20 protein-coding genes are annotated in these 17327 nt (G+C 55.6%); 10 read left to right on the plus strand and 10 right to left on the minus strand.

Annotation, left to right across the window (positions count from 1 at the left end; all coding sequences use genetic code 11):
* Positions 1-156: 156 nt before the first annotated feature.
* From K7A42_RS09910 to K7A42_RS09925, 4 genes are read right to left on the minus strand one after another with little or no spacing between them, the layout of a single operon-like run.
* Positions 157-522, minus strand: coding sequence for a helix-turn-helix domain-containing protein (locus tag K7A42_RS09910; protein ID WP_004444265.1), 366 nt, complete (start codon positions 520-522; stop codon positions 157-159).
* Positions 519-1088 carry a Smr/MutS family protein gene (locus tag K7A42_RS09915; protein WP_022555306.1) on the minus strand — a complete coding sequence of 190 codons (570 nt, stop codon included), beginning with the start codon at positions 1086-1088 and terminating at the stop codon, positions 519-521. The genes K7A42_RS09910 and K7A42_RS09915 overlap by 4 nt, the downstream gene beginning before the upstream one ends.
* Positions 1085-2197 carry a murein transglycosylase A gene (locus K7A42_RS09920; protein WP_282455094.1) on the minus strand — a complete coding sequence of 371 codons (1113 nt, stop codon included), beginning with the start codon at positions 2195-2197 and terminating at the stop codon, positions 1085-1087. The genes K7A42_RS09915 and K7A42_RS09920 overlap by 4 nt, the downstream gene beginning before the upstream one ends.
* Positions 2194-2892 (minus strand): Tim44/TimA family putative adaptor protein, encoded by a 699-nt coding sequence (locus tag K7A42_RS09925; RefSeq protein WP_004444258.1) that lies wholly within the window; start codon positions 2890-2892, stop codon positions 2194-2196. Before K7A42_RS09925 ends, K7A42_RS09920 begins: the two co-directional genes overlap by 4 nt.
* 140 nt (positions 2893-3032) lie before the next feature.
* Between K7A42_RS09925 and K7A42_RS09930 the strand changes: the two genes are divergently transcribed.
* Positions 3033-3569 carry an FxsA family protein gene (locus K7A42_RS09930; RefSeq protein WP_282455095.1) on the plus strand — a complete coding sequence of 179 codons (537 nt, stop codon included), beginning with the start codon at positions 3033-3035 and terminating at the stop codon, positions 3567-3569.
* A gap of 102 nt (positions 3570-3671) precedes the next feature.
* On the plus strand, positions 3672-4154 hold the full coding sequence (gene secB / locus K7A42_RS09935) for a protein-export chaperone SecB (RefSeq protein ID WP_022555303.1): 483 nt from the start codon (positions 3672-3674) through the stop codon (positions 4152-4154).
* Positions 4155-4249: 95 nt separating this feature from the next.
* Here the strand turns inward: secB and dnaQ are convergent, their stop codons facing one another.
* Genes dnaQ through K7A42_RS09960 form a run of 5 tightly spaced genes read right to left on the minus strand, consistent with a single transcriptional unit; the run spans position 4250 to position 7854 of the window.
* Positions 4250-4948: a DNA polymerase III subunit epsilon gene (gene dnaQ / locus K7A42_RS09940; protein ID WP_142186908.1), complete on the minus strand. Its 699-nt coding sequence runs from the start codon at positions 4946-4948 to the stop codon at positions 4250-4252.
* Positions 4941-5549, minus strand: coding sequence for a dephospho-CoA kinase (coaE, locus tag K7A42_RS09945; protein ID WP_107340727.1), 609 nt, complete (start codon positions 5547-5549; stop codon positions 4941-4943). The genes dnaQ and coaE overlap by 8 nt, the downstream gene beginning before the upstream one ends.
* On the minus strand, positions 5549-6409 hold the full coding sequence (locus tag K7A42_RS09950) for a shikimate dehydrogenase (RefSeq protein WP_282455096.1): 861 nt from the start codon (positions 6407-6409) through the stop codon (positions 5549-5551). Before K7A42_RS09950 ends, coaE begins: the two co-directional genes overlap by 1 nt.
* Positions 6402-7001, minus strand: coding sequence for a Maf-like protein (locus K7A42_RS09955; RefSeq protein ID WP_004444244.1), 600 nt, complete (start codon positions 6999-7001; stop codon positions 6402-6404). Before K7A42_RS09955 ends, K7A42_RS09950 begins: the two co-directional genes overlap by 8 nt.
* A gap of 31 nt (positions 7002-7032) precedes the next feature.
* Positions 7033-7854: a pyruvate, water dikinase regulatory protein gene (locus K7A42_RS09960; protein ID WP_004444241.1), complete on the minus strand. Its 822-nt coding sequence runs from the start codon at positions 7852-7854 to the stop codon at positions 7033-7035.
* Positions 7855-8263: 409 nt separating this feature from the next.
* Between K7A42_RS09960 and hemE the strand changes: the two genes are divergently transcribed.
* The 8 genes from hemE (at position 8264) to K7A42_RS10000 (ending at position 17003) form a co-directional block, all read left to right on the plus strand.
* On the plus strand, positions 8264-9298 hold the full coding sequence (gene hemE / locus K7A42_RS09965; protein WP_282455097.1) for a uroporphyrinogen decarboxylase: 1035 nt from the start codon (positions 8264-8266) through the stop codon (positions 9296-9298).
* Positions 9295-9840 (plus strand): protoporphyrinogen oxidase HemJ, encoded by a 546-nt coding sequence (hemJ, locus tag K7A42_RS09970; protein WP_282455098.1) that lies wholly within the window; start codon positions 9295-9297, stop codon positions 9838-9840. The genes hemE and hemJ overlap by 4 nt, the downstream gene beginning before the upstream one ends.
* Positions 9841-10026: 186 nt before the next feature.
* Complete coding sequence (rho, locus tag K7A42_RS09975) at positions 10027-11292, plus strand: transcription termination factor Rho (RefSeq protein WP_004444236.1); 1266 nt, start codon at positions 10027-10029, stop codon at positions 11290-11292.
* An 87-nt stretch (positions 11293-11379) separates the two neighbouring features.
* Positions 11380-12705, plus strand: coding sequence for a tRNA uridine-5-carboxymethylaminomethyl(34) synthesis GTPase MnmE (mnmE, locus tag K7A42_RS09980; RefSeq protein ID WP_282455099.1), 1326 nt, complete (start codon positions 11380-11382; stop codon positions 12703-12705).
* Between the two features lie 56 nt (positions 12706-12761).
* Positions 12762-14645, plus strand: a complete 1884-nt coding sequence (gene mnmG / locus K7A42_RS09985; protein WP_282455100.1) for a tRNA uridine-5-carboxymethylaminomethyl(34) synthesis enzyme MnmG — start codon at positions 12762-12764, stop codon at positions 14643-14645.
* Between the two features lie 11 nt (positions 14646-14656).
* Entirely contained in the window at positions 14657-15274 is a 618-nt protein-coding gene (gene rsmG / locus K7A42_RS09990; RefSeq protein ID WP_045533494.1) for a 16S rRNA (guanine(527)-N(7))-methyltransferase RsmG, read from the plus strand.
* Between the two features lie 19 nt (positions 15275-15293).
* Complete coding sequence (locus K7A42_RS09995; RefSeq protein ID WP_006700257.1) at positions 15294-16088, plus strand: ParA family protein; 795 nt, start codon at positions 15294-15296, stop codon at positions 16086-16088.
* Positions 16089-16118: 30 nt separating this feature from the next.
* On the plus strand, positions 16119-17003 hold the full coding sequence (locus tag K7A42_RS10000) for a ParB/RepB/Spo0J family partition protein (RefSeq protein WP_004444225.1): 885 nt from the start codon (positions 16119-16121) through the stop codon (positions 17001-17003).
* A gap of 59 nt (positions 17004-17062) precedes the next feature.
* Here the strand turns inward: K7A42_RS10000 and K7A42_RS10005 are convergent, their stop codons facing one another.
* On the minus strand, positions 17063-17263 hold the full coding sequence (locus K7A42_RS10005) for a DUF1674 domain-containing protein (protein WP_004444223.1): 201 nt from the start codon (positions 17261-17263) through the stop codon (positions 17063-17065).
* Between the last annotated feature and the right edge of the window lie 64 nt (positions 17264-17327).

Below are 17327 nucleotides of genomic sequence, written 5' to 3' on the forward strand. Positions count from 1 at the left end.
AAGTACTCTTTCCAAAGTTTTCCTGGCCAGGTTTCCAGTGAGAGGGCCTGAAGCCAGCGAATCACTCAAATCCGACATGCGACTATAGAAATTCTATACCCAATCCCAAAGGCCGCATGCTTCAGGATGCTGCATAAAGCAGGGGATAGAGGGGTTTCAATCGCAAGAACGGCTTTTTTGCAGCACGGCTGACAGTTCCTCTACCACACTCGGCGGCAGCTTGCGAATATCCCGTGCCAGCCGGTTGGCGAAAGCCGTATATTGCGGCGGCAGGCCGACTGTGTCGATCACCACCTTCGGGTCGGATGAGCCGGCAAGGAAGAACAGTTCCTCGGCCTCGTCCCAGATGATGTTGAAATATCCGGCAATGCGCTGGAGGAGATCGAAGCTCGGCTTGCCGCGCTTGCCATGCTCAAGCGCTGAAAGGTAGGCCGGAGAGACGCCGATGGCGGCGGCCATTTGCTTCTGCGTCACACCCTTGCGCTCACGAAGCTGCCGCACGGCCAGCGCAAAGGGCGTCATGACTTTTCACCTCGCCGACGCGAAAGCCGCACATAAAGCGCGCCATCGCCGCCGTGATTGGCCGACGCATCCTCATAGGAGGAAATCAGGTGGCGATATTCGGGTTTGGAAAACCACATGGGCACCGCCCTTTTCAAAGCCCCGTCACTGCCAATCGATCGACCTTTGCCGGTAATGACCAGCACATGTCTTAGACCCCGCTCATGTGCGCGCAACAGAAAATCGAGCAGTACGGCGTGGGCCTCACTCTGGAACATGCCGTGCAGATCGATCCGTCCTTCCAATGGCAGGCGGCCGCGGGTCAGCTTACGCTTGACCGGTTTTTCCATCGGCTGGTGGATTTTCGGCTTTTTATCCGGAGCTGGAGGGGGCGGCTCAGCCGGCTCCGCAAGCATGCGCGGAAAGGTGCTTTTACCGGTCAGAGAAACATCTGGTTCCCCCGCAGGGTCCTCCACGTCATCGAAAGCCAGCAAGTCTTCGAGCCTGCCGGAGATCGGCCGTGTGGTTTTTGCGACCTTTCCCCACAGAACGCGTTCTTCCTTGCCGAGCTTGCGACTGTTCTTCATCGCCGATACCTCTGCGCAGCAACCCGCGGTACCAGTATATAAAAATCTGCCTCATTGCGCACCGTGCCGGCAAGTTCTCCGGCTTCGAAACCCGAACCGGTAAAGATATCGCCGCGGGCGGGGCCAATGATGGCCGACCCGGTATCGAGCGCCAGCATCAGCCGCGCAAAAGGCTTTCCATCATCGAGATGGGTAAGCGACGGCGAATGGATGAAGAAGGGAAGCCCGAACGTGTGGATGAGCCTGTCCACAGCAAGCGAGCGCCCAGCGACGAGCGGTACTTTTGCGGCGGCGACCGGTCCCATATCCTCGTCGGCAACATCCGCCTCCCGGAAAAAAATGTAGGAGCGGTTATGCCATAGTACTCCATCCACCTGATCGGGATGGTCAGCGAGCCACTTGCGGATCGTCTGCATCGACACGGTTTTCGGATCGAGTTCTCCGCGATCGAGAAGCAGACGTCCGATCGGTGAAAAAGCATGGCCTGCCTTGGCCGCATAGGTAATGCGCTTTATCGCACCATCGGGAAAAACCAGACGTGCCGCGCCCTGCACATGGACAAAAAACAGATCGACCTTCGATTTCGCCCAGGCGATCTCAAGCCCCCTGCCCTCCAGATAGCCTTCATCGATCGCGCGGCGATCGGGGAAACAGGAAATCCCGTCTTCATCCTGCCTGCCGAAAGCATAGGATGTATCGAAGCCGACGGGCCGATTGGTATCGTCGATATCCACTAATTCGGGTGGTCGGCGGTAAATGGGATAACGCCAGATGTCGTCAGGTTCAGACGAGACTTCCAGTTCAGGCTCGTAGAAGGCGGTCACAAAACCGCTTTTTCCCTGCGACGGAAAAATCCTGAAAGGAACACAGTTGGTTTCAAAGAACCGGCGCGCCTGTTCGGGACTGTCTGCCTCGCATTTCTCAGCGACCTCCAGCAGCGACACCAGTTCCGCCGCCGTCACACCGAGTGCGCCAGTGCGATAGGGTTTTGCGCTCCGAAGATGCGACAGAATTGCGGTCATCGCCGGAAAAAGGCTAGCGGGATCGTCTTGCCGCCACCCGGGCATGTCGCTGAAAGAAACTTCTTCGATCGAAAAGGGCGCGGTCATTGCTCGGATTCGGTGGCGATCAGCTTCCAGTTCGGATCGCGTGAGCGGATATCGCGCGAGAAGGTCCAGATGTCATCCACCTCCGCAACCGCATCCGGATCACCATCGACCAGCTTGCCATCCTTGTCATAGGTCGCCGAGATGAGCTGGCTGACGATCCGGAGCGTTATCTGCACCTCGGAATCGCGAATACCCGCCTGGGTGATATCGGCTTTCTCTATGCCAACAAAAGTCGATTTCACGACCTCGCCGCGGCCTTCCCTTTCGGAAATCGCTGCGTCGAAACCTTCAAACACCTCTTTGGATAGCAGGTTCTTGAGCGTCTTGCGGTCGCCATCGGCAAAACCCATCACGATCATCTCGTAGGCCATGCGGGCGCCGTTCAGGAATTCCTTCGGGCGGAAGGACGGATCCTTCGTCATCACCTCACGCAGGGAGGCATTGAGTGCGCTGTCTGCAGGCGCCAGTGCATCCACCTCGGCGAAGCGGTTTTCATCTTCCGCCTCGGCGCGCTTCGGCAGTGTCACGACCTTGTTATCATCCGTGACGGGACCCTTCGCGACATCGCGCGGGCTATAAGGATCAAAAGGCGGCTTTTCATTGCCCGTGCGACGACCAAGGACGCTGCGCAGCTGAAAGAAGATCAGCACCGCTGCAACGAGAAAAAACAATGTGATAAAGTCGCTGAAGCCCATCTTTTACCAAAACCGCCATTTAAATTCGAAAACCACACCATCATATAGTCTGCATCTTACCATCATTCAAATATGCAGATTCAATCATCGGTGTCCCGCGAACCGGCAATCTGCCAGAGATGCACACGCAAGGCTAGAAGATGCGTTTTTCCTTTCTCCCAATCATCGTCCTGATGATGCCCATCCTTGAAATTGCCGGTTTCATTATTGTCGGCAAGGCAATAGGCCTGTGGCTGACACTGGCTCTCGTCCTGTTCACGTCTTTCCTGGGATTGCTCATATTGCGCCTGGGCGGCCTTGGTATGGTGAGAAATCTTCAGGATGCGGGCCGCACGGGCGCACAGCCTGCGGACGAACTCGTCAATGGCGCGATGCGCGTCGTGGCGGGCATCCTGTTGTTCATTCCGGGTTTCATCACCGACATTCTCGGCCTCCTGCTTCTGTCGCCGGCCATTCGCCGGTTTTTCTGGAAAGCCTTCGGACCGCGCGTCGTCGTGGCTGGTTCATTCAGACAGCCCGGCGCCCGGCCGGGCGATTATTCCGGTTTCAGCAATGGCCCGGGATCTCATGGCAATTCGAAGGTGGTGGATCTGGACGAAGAGGATTTTCGCCGCGACGGGCCGAAAGACTCTCCCTGGTCGAACAGGCCCGGTAATCGCGACCTGCCCAAGCCCTGACACCGCGTCGATCGCATGGCGACGACCCGATCACGAAGGGTTGTAAGCCCGGAGTCGAAATGATAGACCGCCTTCCACGAATTCACGCCGCGAGGAACCGTAATGACCGCTGAAAATGGCGCACAGGGCGCAGCTAGCCCTTCTCTCAACATTCTTGCCCAGTACATCAAGGACCTTTCCTTTGAAAATCCGGGTGCTCCTCGTTCGCTGCAGGCCCGTGAGAATGCGCCGTCGATCAACATCAATGTCAACGTCAATGCAAATCCGATTTCCGGTTCGGATTTTGATGTCGTGCTGACACTGAATGCCGAAGCCAAGGATGGCGATAAGGTTTTGTTTGCGGCCGAGCTGGTCTATGGCGGTGTCTTCCGCATTGCCGGCTTCCCGCAGGAACACATGCTGCCGGTGCTGTTCATCGAGTGCCCGCGCCTGCTCTTCCCCTTCGCCCGCCAGATCATTGCCGACGTTACCCGCAACGGCGGTTTCCCGCCGCTCATGATCGATCCGATCGATTTTGCGCAGATGTTTGCGCAGCGCGTTGCCGAGGAACAGGCAAAGGCTCAGGTTCAGGCTGTCCCGAACTAAGCAGCGGCCATCTTCCATTACAGACAAACAAAACCCGGGTTCTTGGCCCGGGTTTTTCTTTACGCAGATTTGCGATTTAAGTATCTGAGCAGGCTTCAGTTCTGGTACCGGTTCCAGATCGCCTTGTCCCCCATGCCGAGAACGAGTTTGCCGTGGGCGGCAACCGTCTCTGCATCCAGCCGCGATGGCAGGGGGCGGGGCCGTCGCAGGGGCTCCAGCGGAATGTCTTCCTCAATGACAATGGTCTCCTGCCTGGCGGCAGAGCCGAAGCCGAGCGCGGTCTGGCGGCCGCCGATCATTTCGATATAGACTTCGGCCAGAAGCTCGGAGTCAAGAAGCGCGCCATGCTTGGTGCGATGGGAATTGTCTATTCCATAACGGCGGCAAAGCGCGTCCAGCGAATTCGGTCCCATGGGGTGCTTGCGGCGGGCAAGCGACAGCGTATCCGTCACCAGATCAGCGGCGACCGGTTCGATCCCGAGACGGGCGAATTCCGCGTTGATGAACCCCATATCGAATGTCGCATTGTGCGCCACCCAGCGCGCACCTTCGAAGAAATCCCGAATCTTGTCGACAACTTCAGCGAATTTGGGCTTATCCTGCAGGAACTCGTCGGTAATGCCGTGAACGGCAAGCGCATCGGGATGAACCTTGCGATCTTCGGGATTGATATAAAGATGCAGGGTGCGGCCAGTCGGGAAGTGGTTGATCAGTTCCACGCCGCCGATTTCGATGATCCGGTCCAGCTTCGACTCCAGACCTGTGGTTTCCGTATCGAAAATGATCTCACGCATGCATCTCTCCACGGCGCGACTCAGCGGTCAGCTTCTGCAAAATGTCTCTTACCTGATCCCGGGCCGCTTCGACACCATTTCCGGAATCGATGATAAAATCGGCACGTCTACGCTTCTCCGCATCGGGCATCTGCCGGGCAAGGATCATTTCGAATTTTTCTTCGGTCATTCCTGGTCGTGACAGGACTCTTTCGCGCTGGATCTCTGGTGCACAACTCACCACCACGACTTTATCGACACGGCTTTCCGCACCCGTTTCGAACAGCAGCGGAATATCCAGAAGCGCAAATTTCCGGCTGTTTTTCCTTGCTTCGGACAGAAAGGTTTCCTGTTTTTTCCGAACCAGTGGATGGACGATTTCTTCAAGCCTTCTGAAATTAGCCGGATTCTTTCTCAAGATGCCACCGAGTTTTTCCCGGTCCACGACACCGGAAACCGTAGTGCCCGGAAAAGCTGCCTCGATCTGAGCTACGGCCTCCGCCCGATAAAGACCATGAACGACCTCATCCGAGTCCAGAACCGGAACACCTTCTTCGGCAAACAATTTCGCGGTTGTCGTTTTTCCCATTCCAATCGAGCCGGTGAGACCGATGACAATCATCAATGTTTCTCCATGTCCCCGATGATCAGAGCACGCAGGGTCTCATCCACCTCCGGCATCTTGCCGAACCATCGCATGAAGCCCGGCTTTGCCTGATGAAGCAACATGCCGAGACCATCGACGGTCGTGATACCCTGCTCTTCCGCCATCTGAAGGATCGGTGTTCGCAATGGCACGTAGACGATATCGGTCACCACCGCCCTGGCAGCGAGTTGCGAAAAATCGAGATGCGGCGCCTCAGCACCATCCATACCGAGCGATGTCGTATTCACGAACAGCCCGGCGCCCTGCATGACCTCCTGCAGCGCTGCCTGGGGATGGGAAAAGACGCGTGGGCCAAAACGATCAGCCAGTTCGCGAGCACGTTCGAGGGTCCTGTTCAGGACATGAATTTCCGCGATGCCCCGGTCGCGCAGCGACTGAATGACGGCACGGCTTGCGCCGCCGGCGCCAAAAACGACCGCCCGGTCCGTTTTGTCCCAACCGGGATGCCGCTCATCCAGGTTAGACACGAACCCGTAACCATCGGTATTGGTGGCATGGAGTTTACCCTCCTCCATCCAGATGGTGTTGGCGGCACCCAGTTCTTCCGCCAGAGCATCAGGACGATCCGCCAACCGGTAAGCGGCCTCCTTGTGAGGGATGGTGACGTTGCCGCCCACGGCCGTACCGGGCTTACCTTCCTTCACGGTTGCAATGAAATTCGCAAAATCGTCCGATGCGACCTCGACTGCCTCATAGTTACCGGTGATACCGAATTTCTTGAGCCAGTATGAATGAATGATCGGCGACCGGGAATGCTTGATCGGGTAACCAACAACGAAAGCGTTTATGGTTAATGTTTCACGTGAATCAGCCATCGATGACACCCAGGTCGCGCAGTTTCGATAAAAGCGGCAGAAGCGGCAGGCCGAGGATCGTGAAATAATCGCCTTCAATCGAAGTGAATAGCTGGATTCCCTCTCCCTCGAGCTGATAGGCGCCCACGCTGCTTAGAGCTTTTTCACCCACTCTCTGGAGGTGACGGGAGACAAATTCGGGGCTCAATGTTCGCACGGCAAGTTCAGCACTGGAAACCACCTTCCATATCACCTCCCCGCCGCGAACGAGGACAGCCGCGCTGTTCAAGCGGTGAACCTTACCGGACAATGACAGCAGATGTGCTTCGGCCTCGGACATGGTCTTCGGCTTGTGATAGACCCGCGCACCGAGTGCCATGGTCTGATCGCAGCCCAGAACCAGTGCGTCCGGATGAAGCGAACCGACGGCGAGAGCCTTGGCAGTCGCGAGTTGTTGTGCAACTTCCTCCGGGCTGGCGCCCGTACGTTCCAGTCGCTCATCGAGCGCGCGCTCATCAATATCCGCTGGTATCGCCGAAAATGTCAGCCCCGCATTGCGCATCAGCATCTGGCGGGATGCGCTGGACGAGGCGAGGATCAACTCTTGTTTCATCGACTGTCTGCTCCTGATGGTGCGATCCGGATTATCGCGTCCTCGGGCGAAGGGCAAGGATGGCAGCAGCCGTTTCCTCAATGGAACGGCGTGTGACGTCAATCAGAGGCCAATTGTTGCGGGCGCAGAGCGCACGCGCATATTTCAGCTCTTCCATGATCGTGGTGCGATCCGTGTAACGGCGGCTGTCAAATCCGCCGGTTGCGCCCAGTTCGCGGTTCTCGCGAACCTGCGATATGCGATCCGACGTCGCCACGAGACCGACGATCAGAGGCCGGGTGGCGGCATAGAGGCTTTCGGGCAAAGGCACGTTGGGTACAACCGGAATGTTTGCGGTCTTTATACCCCTGTTGGCGAGATAGATGCTGGTCGGAGTTTTCGACGTGCGGCTGATGCCGATGATAACGACATCCGCCTCGTCATAGGTCTCCGGCATCTGACCGTCATCGTGATCCATTGCAAAATTGAGCGCTTCGATCCGCGCGAAATAATCCGCATTGAGGGCGTGTTGCGCACCGACCCGCCGTCTTGATGGCGCGCCTAGATAAGTCTGAAAGATGCCGATAATGGGTTCAAGCACGTTGACACAGGGCACGCCGATCGCGTGACAGCGCAAATCCAGGAATTCTGCCAGTTGCTGATCGACGATGGTGTAGAGGACAATGCCCGGTTCCTTGTCGATGAGGTCAATGACCTGCGCGAGCTGCTTCTGGTTGCGGATCATCGGATAGACGTGTTCCACCGGCATGGATGCGTGAAACTGTGCCGAGACCGCGCGGCCGGCAGACATGAGAGTCTCACCTGTTGAGTCCGAAATCAGGTGCAGATGGAAGAAGCTTTTTTTGTTCTCCACGCTGTTTTTCTCCCGCTGTTGATAACCCGGGACAAATGTCCGAACGAGCCTGCGGGTCGAACCGCGCCGTGAATAAAGTGGTGTTTTTCCACAATCCGCAAGTGGCTTTCACCATGCTCCGGGCAGCCTGTGAATTGCTGGAAGAGTTGACACTTGTCCAACCCGATTCACAGCCTGTCCACAGGTCAAGAACTTTCCAATAAGAACATAATCCATTGAAAATTCGAGATAAATTACGATTTTTCCAGGTTGTTCAAGATCGCTGCCGAAATTTATCCGACCACCGTGCTGAAAAGATGCGGCTGCGGCATTTCGACTGGAATGATTTTAATCCTTGCTACCCACAGACTCTAAGAAATAGAAAATCTTTTAAATCTCTTTGATTTTATTTTTTTAGAAGTTGGGTGTGATGAGCGAACGCAAGGTTATGACTGTTTTGAACGGGAAGACGGTCACGCCGCCGCCCATATGGCTGATGCGTCAGGCTGGACGCTATCTTCCGGAGTACCGGGAAACGCGGAAGAGCGCCGGAAGTTTCCTGGATCTCTGTTATAATCCCGAGTTGGCAACCGAGGTGACGCTTCAGCCCATTCGCAGGTTCGGGCTGGATGCAGCGATTCTTTTTTCCGACATTCTGGTGATACCCGACGCGCTTCACCGCAATGTGTCCTTCACCGAAGGCAGGGGCCCCGCCATGGACCCGATCGATGTCAGCGGTATTGAAGAACTCGATGCGTCTGATGTCATGGCGCATCTTTCGCCTGTCTTCGAAACGGTGTCGCGCCTTCGCAGTTCATTGCCGGATGAAACGACGCTTCTTGGCTTTTGTGGCGCACCGTGGACGGTCGCGACCTATATGATTGCCGGTCATGGAACGCCCGACCAGGCGCCGGCGCGGCTATTCGGTTATCGGGAGCCCGCCGCGATGGAAAAGCTTTTGGCTTTTCTCGCTGAGGTTTCTGCGGATTATCTCGTGGCGCAGATCGATGCAGGGGCAGATGCCGTGCAGATTTTCGATTCCTGGGCGGGCGTGCTCGGCGAAAAGGAGTTCGAGAATTACGCGATAAAACCGGTTGCCCGTATCATTGCTTCGGTGCGCGCGCGGCGTCCCTCCGCGAAAATAATCGCTTTCGCGAAGGGGGCGGGTTATCTTCTCAAGGACTATCGTCGTAAGACCGGTGCAGACGCGATCGGGCTGGATTGGTCCGTGCCGTTCAGCTTCGCCAAGGATTTGCAGAAGGAAGGGCCCGTGCAGGGCAATCTCGACCCAATGCTGATGGTGGCGGGCGGGAGGGCTCTGCAGGATGGTATCGACGCCGTGCTGCAGGCCCTTGGGCAGGGTCCGTTGATCTTCAATCTCGGTCACGGCATCACGCCGCAGGCTGATCCGGACAATGTGACCCGGCTGGTCGAGCGGGTGCGTGCGGGTGTGACCGTGCCATGAATGACGAAAAACAGACTTCTGCGCGATCAGGAAACAGGGCCGCCCTGCGGGCTGGCGTCGGGCTGGGCGTTTTCATCGCAGTCGTCGCCCTGTTCTTTTACGTGGATCCTGCCGATCTCTATCTCTGGATCAAGGCGTTTCACATTATTGCTGTGATCTCATGGATGGCGGCGATCTTTTATCTGCCAAGGCTCTTCATCTATCATACCGATGCGCAGGCAGGTTCGCAGCAATCCGAAACCTTCAAGGTAATGGAGCAGCGGCTGATCAAGGTCATCATGAACCCGGCGATGATGATAAGCTGGGTGCTCGGACTTTATCTCGCCTGGTCGGCCTACGGTTTTTCTGGTGGCTGGCTGCACGCAAAAATCGCTATGGTCGTGCTTCTGACTGCGACCCATGTTTATTTCACGCGTAGTGCGAAACGGTTCGCCCGGGATGAAAATACCAGGCCTGCCCGTCACTGGCGGTTGATGAATGAGGTTCCAACGTTACTGATGATCTTCATCGTCATACTTGTGGTTGTGAAACCCTTCGGTTAGAGCGGTGTAACGATAAATTTCGCGGAATTCGTGCTTTCCTCTTGCAGCAGCGATGTTCAATCGCTATTTTCGGGCCACTCATCTTCGTGGCATGTGAATTATTCAGTCATCTGCGGTCTTTCCCACAGCATCTGATTCGCGAACACGCCCTCCCCCGACATTACATTATTAAACGGTCTTCTCTTCATGGCTGAAATGAAGCTTCAGGAACTTAAGAGCAAATCGCCTACCGACTTGCTGACTTTTGCCGAATCCCTGGAAGTTGAAAATGCGAGCACCATGCGCAAGCAAGAGCTCATGTTCGCAATCCTCAAGGTTCTCGCGAGCCAGGACATCGAAATCATCGGCGAAGGCGTCGTTGAAGTCCTGCAGGACGGTTTCGGGTTCCTGCGATCCGCAAACGCAAACTATTTGCCGGGTCCGGACGATATTTACATCTCTCCCTCGCAGATCCGTCGGTTTTCGCTGAAGACCGGCGATACGGTTGAAGGACCGATCCGCGGTCCCAAGGAAGGTGAGCGCTACTTCGCTCTTCTGAAGGTCAACACGATCAATTTCGACGATCCCGAAAAGATCCGCCACAAGGTCCATTTCGATAATCTGACGCCGCTCTATCCGAACGAGCGGTTCAAGATGGAGCTTGATGTTCCGACATCCAAGGATCTGTCGTCGCGGGTTATCGATCTCGTCGCACCGCTCGGCAAGGGCCAGCGTGGCTTGATCGTTGCACCGCCACGTACCGGTAAAACGGTTCTGCTGCAGAACATTGCCCATTCGATCACGGCAAATCACCCGGAATGTTACCTCATCGTTCTTTTGATCGACGAGCGTCCGGAAGAAGTCACCGACATGCAGCGTTCGGTCAAGGGAGAGGTTGTATCCTCCACCTTCGATGAACCAGCGGTACGCCACGTACAGGTCGCTGAAATGGTCATCGAAAAGGCGAAGCGTCTCGTTGAACATGGCCGCGACGTCGTCATTCTGCTCGATTCCATAACCCGTCTTGGTCGCGCCTATAACACCGTCGTTCCCTCTTCCGGCAAGGTTCTGACCGGTGGTGTGGACGCCAACGCCCTGCAGCGGCCGAAGCGCTTCTTTGGCGCCGCCCGTAATATCGAAGAAGGCGGCTCGCTGACGATCATTGCGACCGCGCTGATCGACACTGGCAGCCGTATGGATGAAGTCATCTTCGAAGAGTTCAAGGGTACGGGTAACTCGGAAATCGTGCTTGACCGGAAGGTAGCAGACAAGCGTATCTTCCCGGCGCTGGATATTCTGAAATCTGGTACCCGTAAGGAAGACCTTCTGGTGCCGCGCCAGGATTTGCAGAAGATTTTTGTTCTTCGCCGTATTCTCGCGCCGATGGGAACGATGGACGCCATCGAGTTCCTCATCGATAAGCTGAAGCAGACTAAAAACAATTCGGATTTCTTCGAATCGATGAACACCTGAACCGGAAATTAGCCGGATTCATCTGAGGTCGTTAAAGCCGCATTCGTTTATTCGAATGCGGCTTGACTGTTTTGATCGAGGTGCGCCATGCCTTCCCCTGATACGATATATGCACTTTCGAGCGGCGCCCTCCCGGCGGGGGTGGCCGTCGTGAGGATCAGCGGACCCATGTCTTTCGCCATGCTGACAGCATTGACCGGACGAGAGCTTCCAGCGCCACGAAAAGCCAGGCTGAGTTTGGTTCGGAATCGAAACAATGAGACCATCGACCAGGCACTCGTTATGTCGTTCCCGGCACCACATTCCTTCACAGGTGAGGACTGCGTTGAAATCCAATGCCATGGAAGCCGCGCAGTCATTGCCTCGATTTTTGCTGAGTTCGAGCGGTTCCCGGATGTACGTCCCGCGGAGGCTGGGGAGTTTTCGCGCAGAGCCTTCGAGAATGGCAAGATGGACCTGCTTGAAGTCGAAGGTTTGGCTGACCTGCTTCAGGCTGAAACGGAGATGCAGCGTCGTCTGGCGGTTGAACAGAGTACAGGCAATCTTTCGGCTCTTTATGATGGCTGGGCTCAGCGCCTGACCCGTGCGCGTGCGTTGATCGAGGCGGAGCTCGACTTCGCCGACGAGGAGGACATCCCGGATTCCGTATCTGGACAGGTATGGGAGGCGATGAGACAGCTGAAAGCGGAAATTGCCTCCCATCTGGAGGCCGGCGGAAACGGCGAGATTATTCGGGATGGTTTCAAGGTGGCGCTCATCGGAGAACCCAATGCCGGGAAATCCACCCTGCTGAATTCGTTAGCTGGCCGGGATATCGCCATCGTCACCGACATTGCCGGTACGACCAGGGACGTATTGAGCGTGGACATTAACCTTGAGGGCTATCTGGTACGAGTATTCGATACGGCGGGCCTGAGGGAAACGTATGATGTGGTGGAACAGGAGGGTGTGCGGCGAGCTGTTTTGACAGCGGAGACTGCGGATCTCATTCTGGTGCTGCAGGATAACGATTCGTTTCCGAAACAGACCATCGCTTCACTGTCTGCAAAGCCGCATCTGCGCGTCAGGACCAAGGCGGCGTTGTCGTCTTCGACGACTAGAGCTGAGTTCGATCTGGCGATCTCGGCGAAAGAAGGGATTGGTCTCGATGAATTGCGGTTCTTGATAAAGCGGGAGATTGAATCGCGATTGCAAGGGGTCCAGACTTTGATGCCCGCCCGGGCGCGCCATAAAAAACGACTTGAAGAGACGCTTAACTATGTTAGTGATGCGCTCGATTCTGAAGCCATGGACCTTGCTATAAGGTCGGAATATTTGCGGCTCGCAGCGACATCGCTTGGTCGTATTACAGGACGCGTCGATGTTGAAGATTTGCTGGGCGTCATCTTTTCAGAATTCTGCATAGGAAAATGATTCACGTGAAACATGGGCCGCGGACGCGCGGTTAGATCAGAACAGGGCGCAGATAGATGCACCAGTCATTTGATGTCGTTATTATAGGTGGTGGACATGCCGGCAGTGAAGCGGCCGCGGCTGCGGCTCGCCATGGTGCAAAAACCGCGCTCGTGACCCATAAACGCGACACCATCGGTGTCATGTCCTGCAATCCAGCAATTGGCGGGCTTGGAAAGGGCCATCTCGTTCGCGAGATCGACGCCCTGGATGGTCTGATGGGGCGGGTGGCTGACGCTGCCGGTATTCAGTTTCGCATGCTCAATCGCAAAAAGGGTCCGGCAGTGCGCGGTCCCCGCACCCAGGCGGATCGCCGTCTTTACCGTGAAGCGATGCAGGGTGAAATTGCAAATATCGAGAATCTTACCATTATTGAGGGCGACGCTTTTGATATTGAGATGACGAATGAGCGAGTGGCTGCGGTCGTCATGGCGAATGGTAGCCGGATTCCCTGCGGTGCCGTGGTACTGACAAGTGGTACCTTCTTGCGTGGCCTTATTCATATCGGCTCCGAAAAGGTACCGGCCGGCCGTGTGGGTGAAGAACCGTCAATCGGCCTTTCCAACACTCTATCGCGGCTTGGTCTTCGCATGGGGAGACTTAAGACCGGCACGCCTGCCCGTCTGGACGGGCGAACAATTGACTGGAGCGGTGTTGATCGACAAGGCGCAGACGAAGATCCTGTGCCCTTCTCCTTCATGACCGACAATATCGTGAATCCGCAAATCGAATGTGGAGTTACCAGAACCACATCAGCCGGGCACAGGGTCATTCAAGAGAATATCCATCTTTCAGCAATGTATTCGGGTCAGATCGAAGGCGTCGGTCCGCGTTATTGTCCGTCGATTGAAGACAAGATCACCCGGTTTGGCGAGCGTGATGGTCATCAGATATTTCTGGAGCCCGAGGGACTGGATGATCATACGATCTACCCTAACGGAATTTCCACGTCACTTCCGGCGTCTGTTCAGGAACAGTTCATCCACACCGTACCCGGTCTCGAGCGGGTTGCCATCTTGCAGCCGGGTTACGCGATCGAATATGACTATGTCGACCCGCGAGAACTCAAGCCCTCCCTCGAGTGTCGCAAGATTGCGGGACTATTCCTTGCGGGGCAGATCAACGGCACAACCGGTTATGAAGAAGCAGCTGCTCAGGGGCTCGTCGCCGGCCTCAATGCCTCTCTTTATGCAGGCAACAGCGATCCGCATTATTTCAGCCGGACGGAATCCTACATCGGCGTCATGATCGATGATCTGACATCCAAGGGTGTCAGCGAACCCTACCGAATGTTTACGTCACGAGCGGAATATAGGCTGTCGTTACGGGTCGATAATGCCGATCTGCGGCTAACGCCAGTGGGTCAGCGGGCGGGAATCATCGGTTATCACCGTCAAAAGCGATTCGAGAATTTTATAGAAGAACTCGGTCGGGGTCGTGACTTGCTGAAGACCCTCACGATCAGCCCTTCGCAGGCAGCAAAGCAGGGATTAAAGCTCAATCAGGACGGACAACGCCGCTCCGTTTATGAATTGCTTGCCTATCCTGATATGTCGCTTGATGTCCTCAAACAGCACTGGCCCGAGTTGGGTGGGCTTCCCGAGAAAATTGCGGATGTGCTGCAAATCGAGGCTGGTTACGCTGTGTATATGCAGCGCCAGAGCGCCGATATCGTGGACATCAAACGCGACGAAGAGCGAAAGATTCCTGACGATTTCGATTTTCAAAGCCTGTCCGGCCTTTCCAATGAATTGAAACAAAAGTTGGAAAAGGCCCGTCCAGAAAACATCGCCCAGGCCGCACGTGTTGACGGTATGACGCCGGCTGCGATATCGCTGCTTCTCGCCCTTCTGCGGAAAAACTCTTCTACGCAGAATGAAAAATTGCGTCTGCACCAATAGCGAGTCGGATTATGAAGATAAACGGCCAGAGTGTTTCACGTGAAACACAGGAGAAGCTCGAGCATTTTGTTGAGCTCTTCAAGAAGTGGAATAAGACCACCAATCTGGTGGCCCCCTCCACTCTTACAGAACTCTGGAGCCGCCACATTGCCGACAGCGCCCAGATATTTCATCTCTCTCCTCATCCGCAAAGATGGGTGGATCTGGGCAGCGGTGGGGGTTTTCCCGGTGTAGTCACTGCCATATTTCTCTCTGAAATTGGCGGCGGCTGGGTCGATCTGGTGGAAAGTAACAATAAGAAGGCCGCATTTCTCCGGATAGCGCTAAAGGAAACCGGCGCGCGTGGAGCGGTGCATCCCGTGCGAATTGAGAAAGCACCTGCCATTCTCGAGACGTGCGATTCTGTGTCGGCCCGCGCACTGGCGGAGCTGGATTTGCTTTTCGACTATATCCATCCCTGGGCCACAAAAAATCCCGATCTCAAGGCATATTTCAATAAAGGCCGGGATTATGAATCCGAAGTGCAGAAAGCACATGGTCGCTGGCAGTTTGATCTGGTAAAACATCGGAGTGCCATTGAGGCAGATTCTGTTGTTCTTGAAATCAGCAACCTCGCTCCGAGGCGCTGACAAGCTGGCCAGGTGCGGCATGACTTTGGAAAAAAACCGGATTATCGCAGTAGCAAATCAGAAGGGTGGTGTCGGTAAAACAACGACTGCTATCAATCTGGCCACAGCGCTGGCAGCCATTGGTGAGCGGGTATTGATAGTTGATCTGGACCCGCAGGGTAACGCCAGTACCGGGCTGGGGATTGACCGGCGAGAGCGGAAGCTCTCCTCTTATGATCTCCTGGTCGGTGATCACAATATTGCGGAAGTCGCTGTCCCAACCGCCGTTCCAAATCTCGATATCGTGCCATCGACGATGGATCTGCTTGGTTTCGAGATGCAGGTTGCTACCGTTGCCAATCGAGTCTTTCTTCTGCGTGAAGCGATGGAGACGACAGAGGCTAGAGGCTATTCTTATATTCTTGTCGACTGCCCCCCGTCCTTCAACCTCCTGACGATGAACGCAATGACGGCCGCGCACTCCGTGCTGGTGCCATTGCAATGCGAGTTTTTTGCGCTGGAAGGCCTTAGCCAGTTGCTCGATACGGTCAGCCAGATAAGAGGGTCGGTCAATCCGCAGCTCGATATCCAAGGGATTGTTCTGACGATGTTCGATGCGCGCAATAATCTGGCGCAACAGGTTGTCTCGGATGTCAGGACGCATCTCGGAGAAAAGGTTTACCATACGCTCATTCCGCGCAATGTTCGCGTTTCCGAGGCCCCATCTTATGGTAAGCCGGCAATTCTTTATGATTTGAAATGTGCTGGTAGTCAGGCCTATCTGCAACTCGCATCGGAAGTGATCCAGAGAGAGCGTTTGCGTAAAGCCGCCTGACGTCTGCCGCAATCTACGGAGTGATATCTTATGAGTGATGATCTTTCCAAGCGCCGGCTGGGACGTGGTCTCGCGGCCTTGATCGGTGAAATGGACCAGCCTGTGCCCGTGGGTGAACCCCAGCGTACTGTCAGCGCTGATCGCACCATTCCGATAGAGTTCATTGCTCGTAGCCAACGGAACCCACGTCGTCACTTCGATGAAAATGAGCTGCAGGATCTGGCCGCGTCCATCCGGCAGCATGGCATTGTTCAGCCTGTGGTAGTGCGGACGGTCGGGGTGAATCGATACGAGATTATTGCCGGTGAAAGGCGCTGGCGCGCTGCGCAGCTGGCCGGTTTTACCGACGTGCCTGTTATCGTTCGTGATGTGGATGACCGGACGGCGCTCGAGTTGGCCATCGTTGAGAACGTCCAGCGCTCAGACCTCAATCCGCTGGAAGAGGCGATGGGTTATGAGCAGCTGATCGCGGAACACGGTTACACTCAGAACGATCTCGGTGAGATTATCGGCAAGAGCCGAAGCCACGTCGCCAACAGCCTTCGGCTATTGAAACTTCCGGACCCGGTACGCGACATGCTCGCGGATGGGTCGCTTTCCGCAGGTCATGCGCGGGCGCTTGTTTCCACTTCCGATCCGGCGAATCTCGCACGCATGATTGTTTCCAAGGGCTTGTCGGTCCGTGATGCCGAGAGGTTGGCTCAGAACGACATCAAATCGCAGGGCGAAGCTACGGAAAAGCGCCCTGCCGCGGAAAAAGATTCAGATACAGTCGCACTGGAGCGCAGTCTTTCTGATGCCCTCGGTCTTGACGTAAAGATTAACCACAAGGGCGGATCGGGGCAAATCCGTATCGCTTACCGCACGCTCGAGCAACTTGAGGCAGTGTGTCGCTTGTTGGAAAATAAACAATAAGTACTTGTTTTAATTGAAAAATACCCGCCTTTGGCGGGTATTATCGTTATGGCGACCGCCTAAAAATCTATTGCGCGGCCCTTTATTTCGTAGTCGCCGAAACGAACCGGTTCGGCGCCGCCGCGGCCACCGGTTTCCGGCGGTAACTGTAGATCTGCCTGTTGTTTGCGCCGTTCTTCTGCTTCTTTCAGGGCCCGCTCAGCCGCAGGCGATAGCCGCCTCCGCTGCTCCGCGCCGTTGTCGTTATCCGCATCCTGCATGAGAAATCCTCCCTATAACGGGATATTGAAATATGTTTGCCGTTTCCCAGATTATATACCCATA

Origin of the sequence: Agrobacterium sp. InxBP2 (assembly GCF_026191755.1) — a bacterium.
In the GTDB taxonomy this organism is placed as follows: Bacteria; Pseudomonadota; Alphaproteobacteria; order Rhizobiales; family Rhizobiaceae; genus Agrobacterium; species Agrobacterium pusense.

What these genes read in the sequence shown, in the direction of transcription:
- K7A42_RS09910 (WP_004444265.1), bottom strand. Translation starts at nt 522, where the DNA reads ATGACGCCCTTTGCGCTGGCCGTGCGGCAGCTTCGTGAGCGCAAGGGT.
- K7A42_RS09915 (WP_022555306.1), bottom strand. Translation starts at nt 1,088, where the DNA reads ATGAAGAACAGTCGCAAGCTCGGCAAGGAAGAACGCGTTCTGTGGGGA.
- K7A42_RS09920 (WP_282455094.1), bottom strand. Translation starts at nt 2,197, where the DNA reads ATGACCGCGCCCTTTTCGATCGAAGAAGTTTCTTTCAGCGACATGCCC.
- K7A42_RS09925 (WP_004444258.1), bottom strand. Translation starts at nt 2,892, where the DNA reads ATGGGCTTCAGCGACTTTATCACATTGTTTTTTCTCGTTGCAGCGGTG.
- K7A42_RS09930 (WP_282455095.1), top strand. Translation starts at nt 3,033, where the DNA reads ATGCGTTTTTCCTTTCTCCCAATCATCGTCCTGATGATGCCCATCCTT.
- secB (WP_022555303.1), top strand. Translation starts at nt 3,672, where the DNA reads ATGACCGCTGAAAATGGCGCACAGGGCGCAGCTAGCCCTTCTCTCAAC.
- dnaQ (WP_142186908.1), bottom strand. Translation starts at nt 4,948, where the DNA reads ATGCGTGAGATCATTTTCGATACGGAAACCACAGGTCTGGAGTCGAAG.
- coaE (WP_107340727.1), bottom strand. Translation starts at nt 5,549, where the DNA reads ATGATTGTCATCGGTCTCACCGGCTCGATTGGAATGGGAAAAACGACA.
- K7A42_RS09950 (WP_282455096.1), bottom strand. Translation starts at nt 6,409, where the DNA reads ATGGCTGATTCACGTGAAACATTAACCATAAACGCTTTCGTTGTTGGT.
- K7A42_RS09955 (WP_004444244.1), bottom strand. Translation starts at nt 7,001, where the DNA reads ATGAAACAAGAGTTGATCCTCGCCTCGTCCAGCGCATCCCGCCAGATG.
- hemE (WP_282455097.1), top strand. Translation starts at nt 8,264, where the DNA reads ATGAGCGAACGCAAGGTTATGACTGTTTTGAACGGGAAGACGGTCACG.
- hemJ (WP_282455098.1), top strand. Translation starts at nt 9,295, where the DNA reads ATGAATGACGAAAAACAGACTTCTGCGCGATCAGGAAACAGGGCCGCC.
- rho (WP_004444236.1), top strand. Translation starts at nt 10,027, where the DNA reads ATGGCTGAAATGAAGCTTCAGGAACTTAAGAGCAAATCGCCTACCGAC.
- mnmE (WP_282455099.1), top strand. Translation starts at nt 11,380, where the DNA reads ATGCCTTCCCCTGATACGATATATGCACTTTCGAGCGGCGCCCTCCCG.
- mnmG (WP_282455100.1), top strand. Translation starts at nt 12,762, where the DNA reads ATGCACCAGTCATTTGATGTCGTTATTATAGGTGGTGGACATGCCGGC.
- rsmG (WP_045533494.1), top strand. Translation starts at nt 14,657, where the DNA reads ATGAAGATAAACGGCCAGAGTGTTTCACGTGAAACACAGGAGAAGCTC.
- K7A42_RS09995 (WP_006700257.1), top strand. Translation starts at nt 15,294, where the DNA reads ATGACTTTGGAAAAAAACCGGATTATCGCAGTAGCAAATCAGAAGGGT.
- K7A42_RS10000 (WP_004444225.1), top strand. Translation starts at nt 16,119, where the DNA reads ATGAGTGATGATCTTTCCAAGCGCCGGCTGGGACGTGGTCTCGCGGCC.
- K7A42_RS10005 (WP_004444223.1), bottom strand. Translation starts at nt 17,263, where the DNA reads ATGCAGGATGCGGATAACGACAACGGCGCGGAGCAGCGGAGGCGGCTA.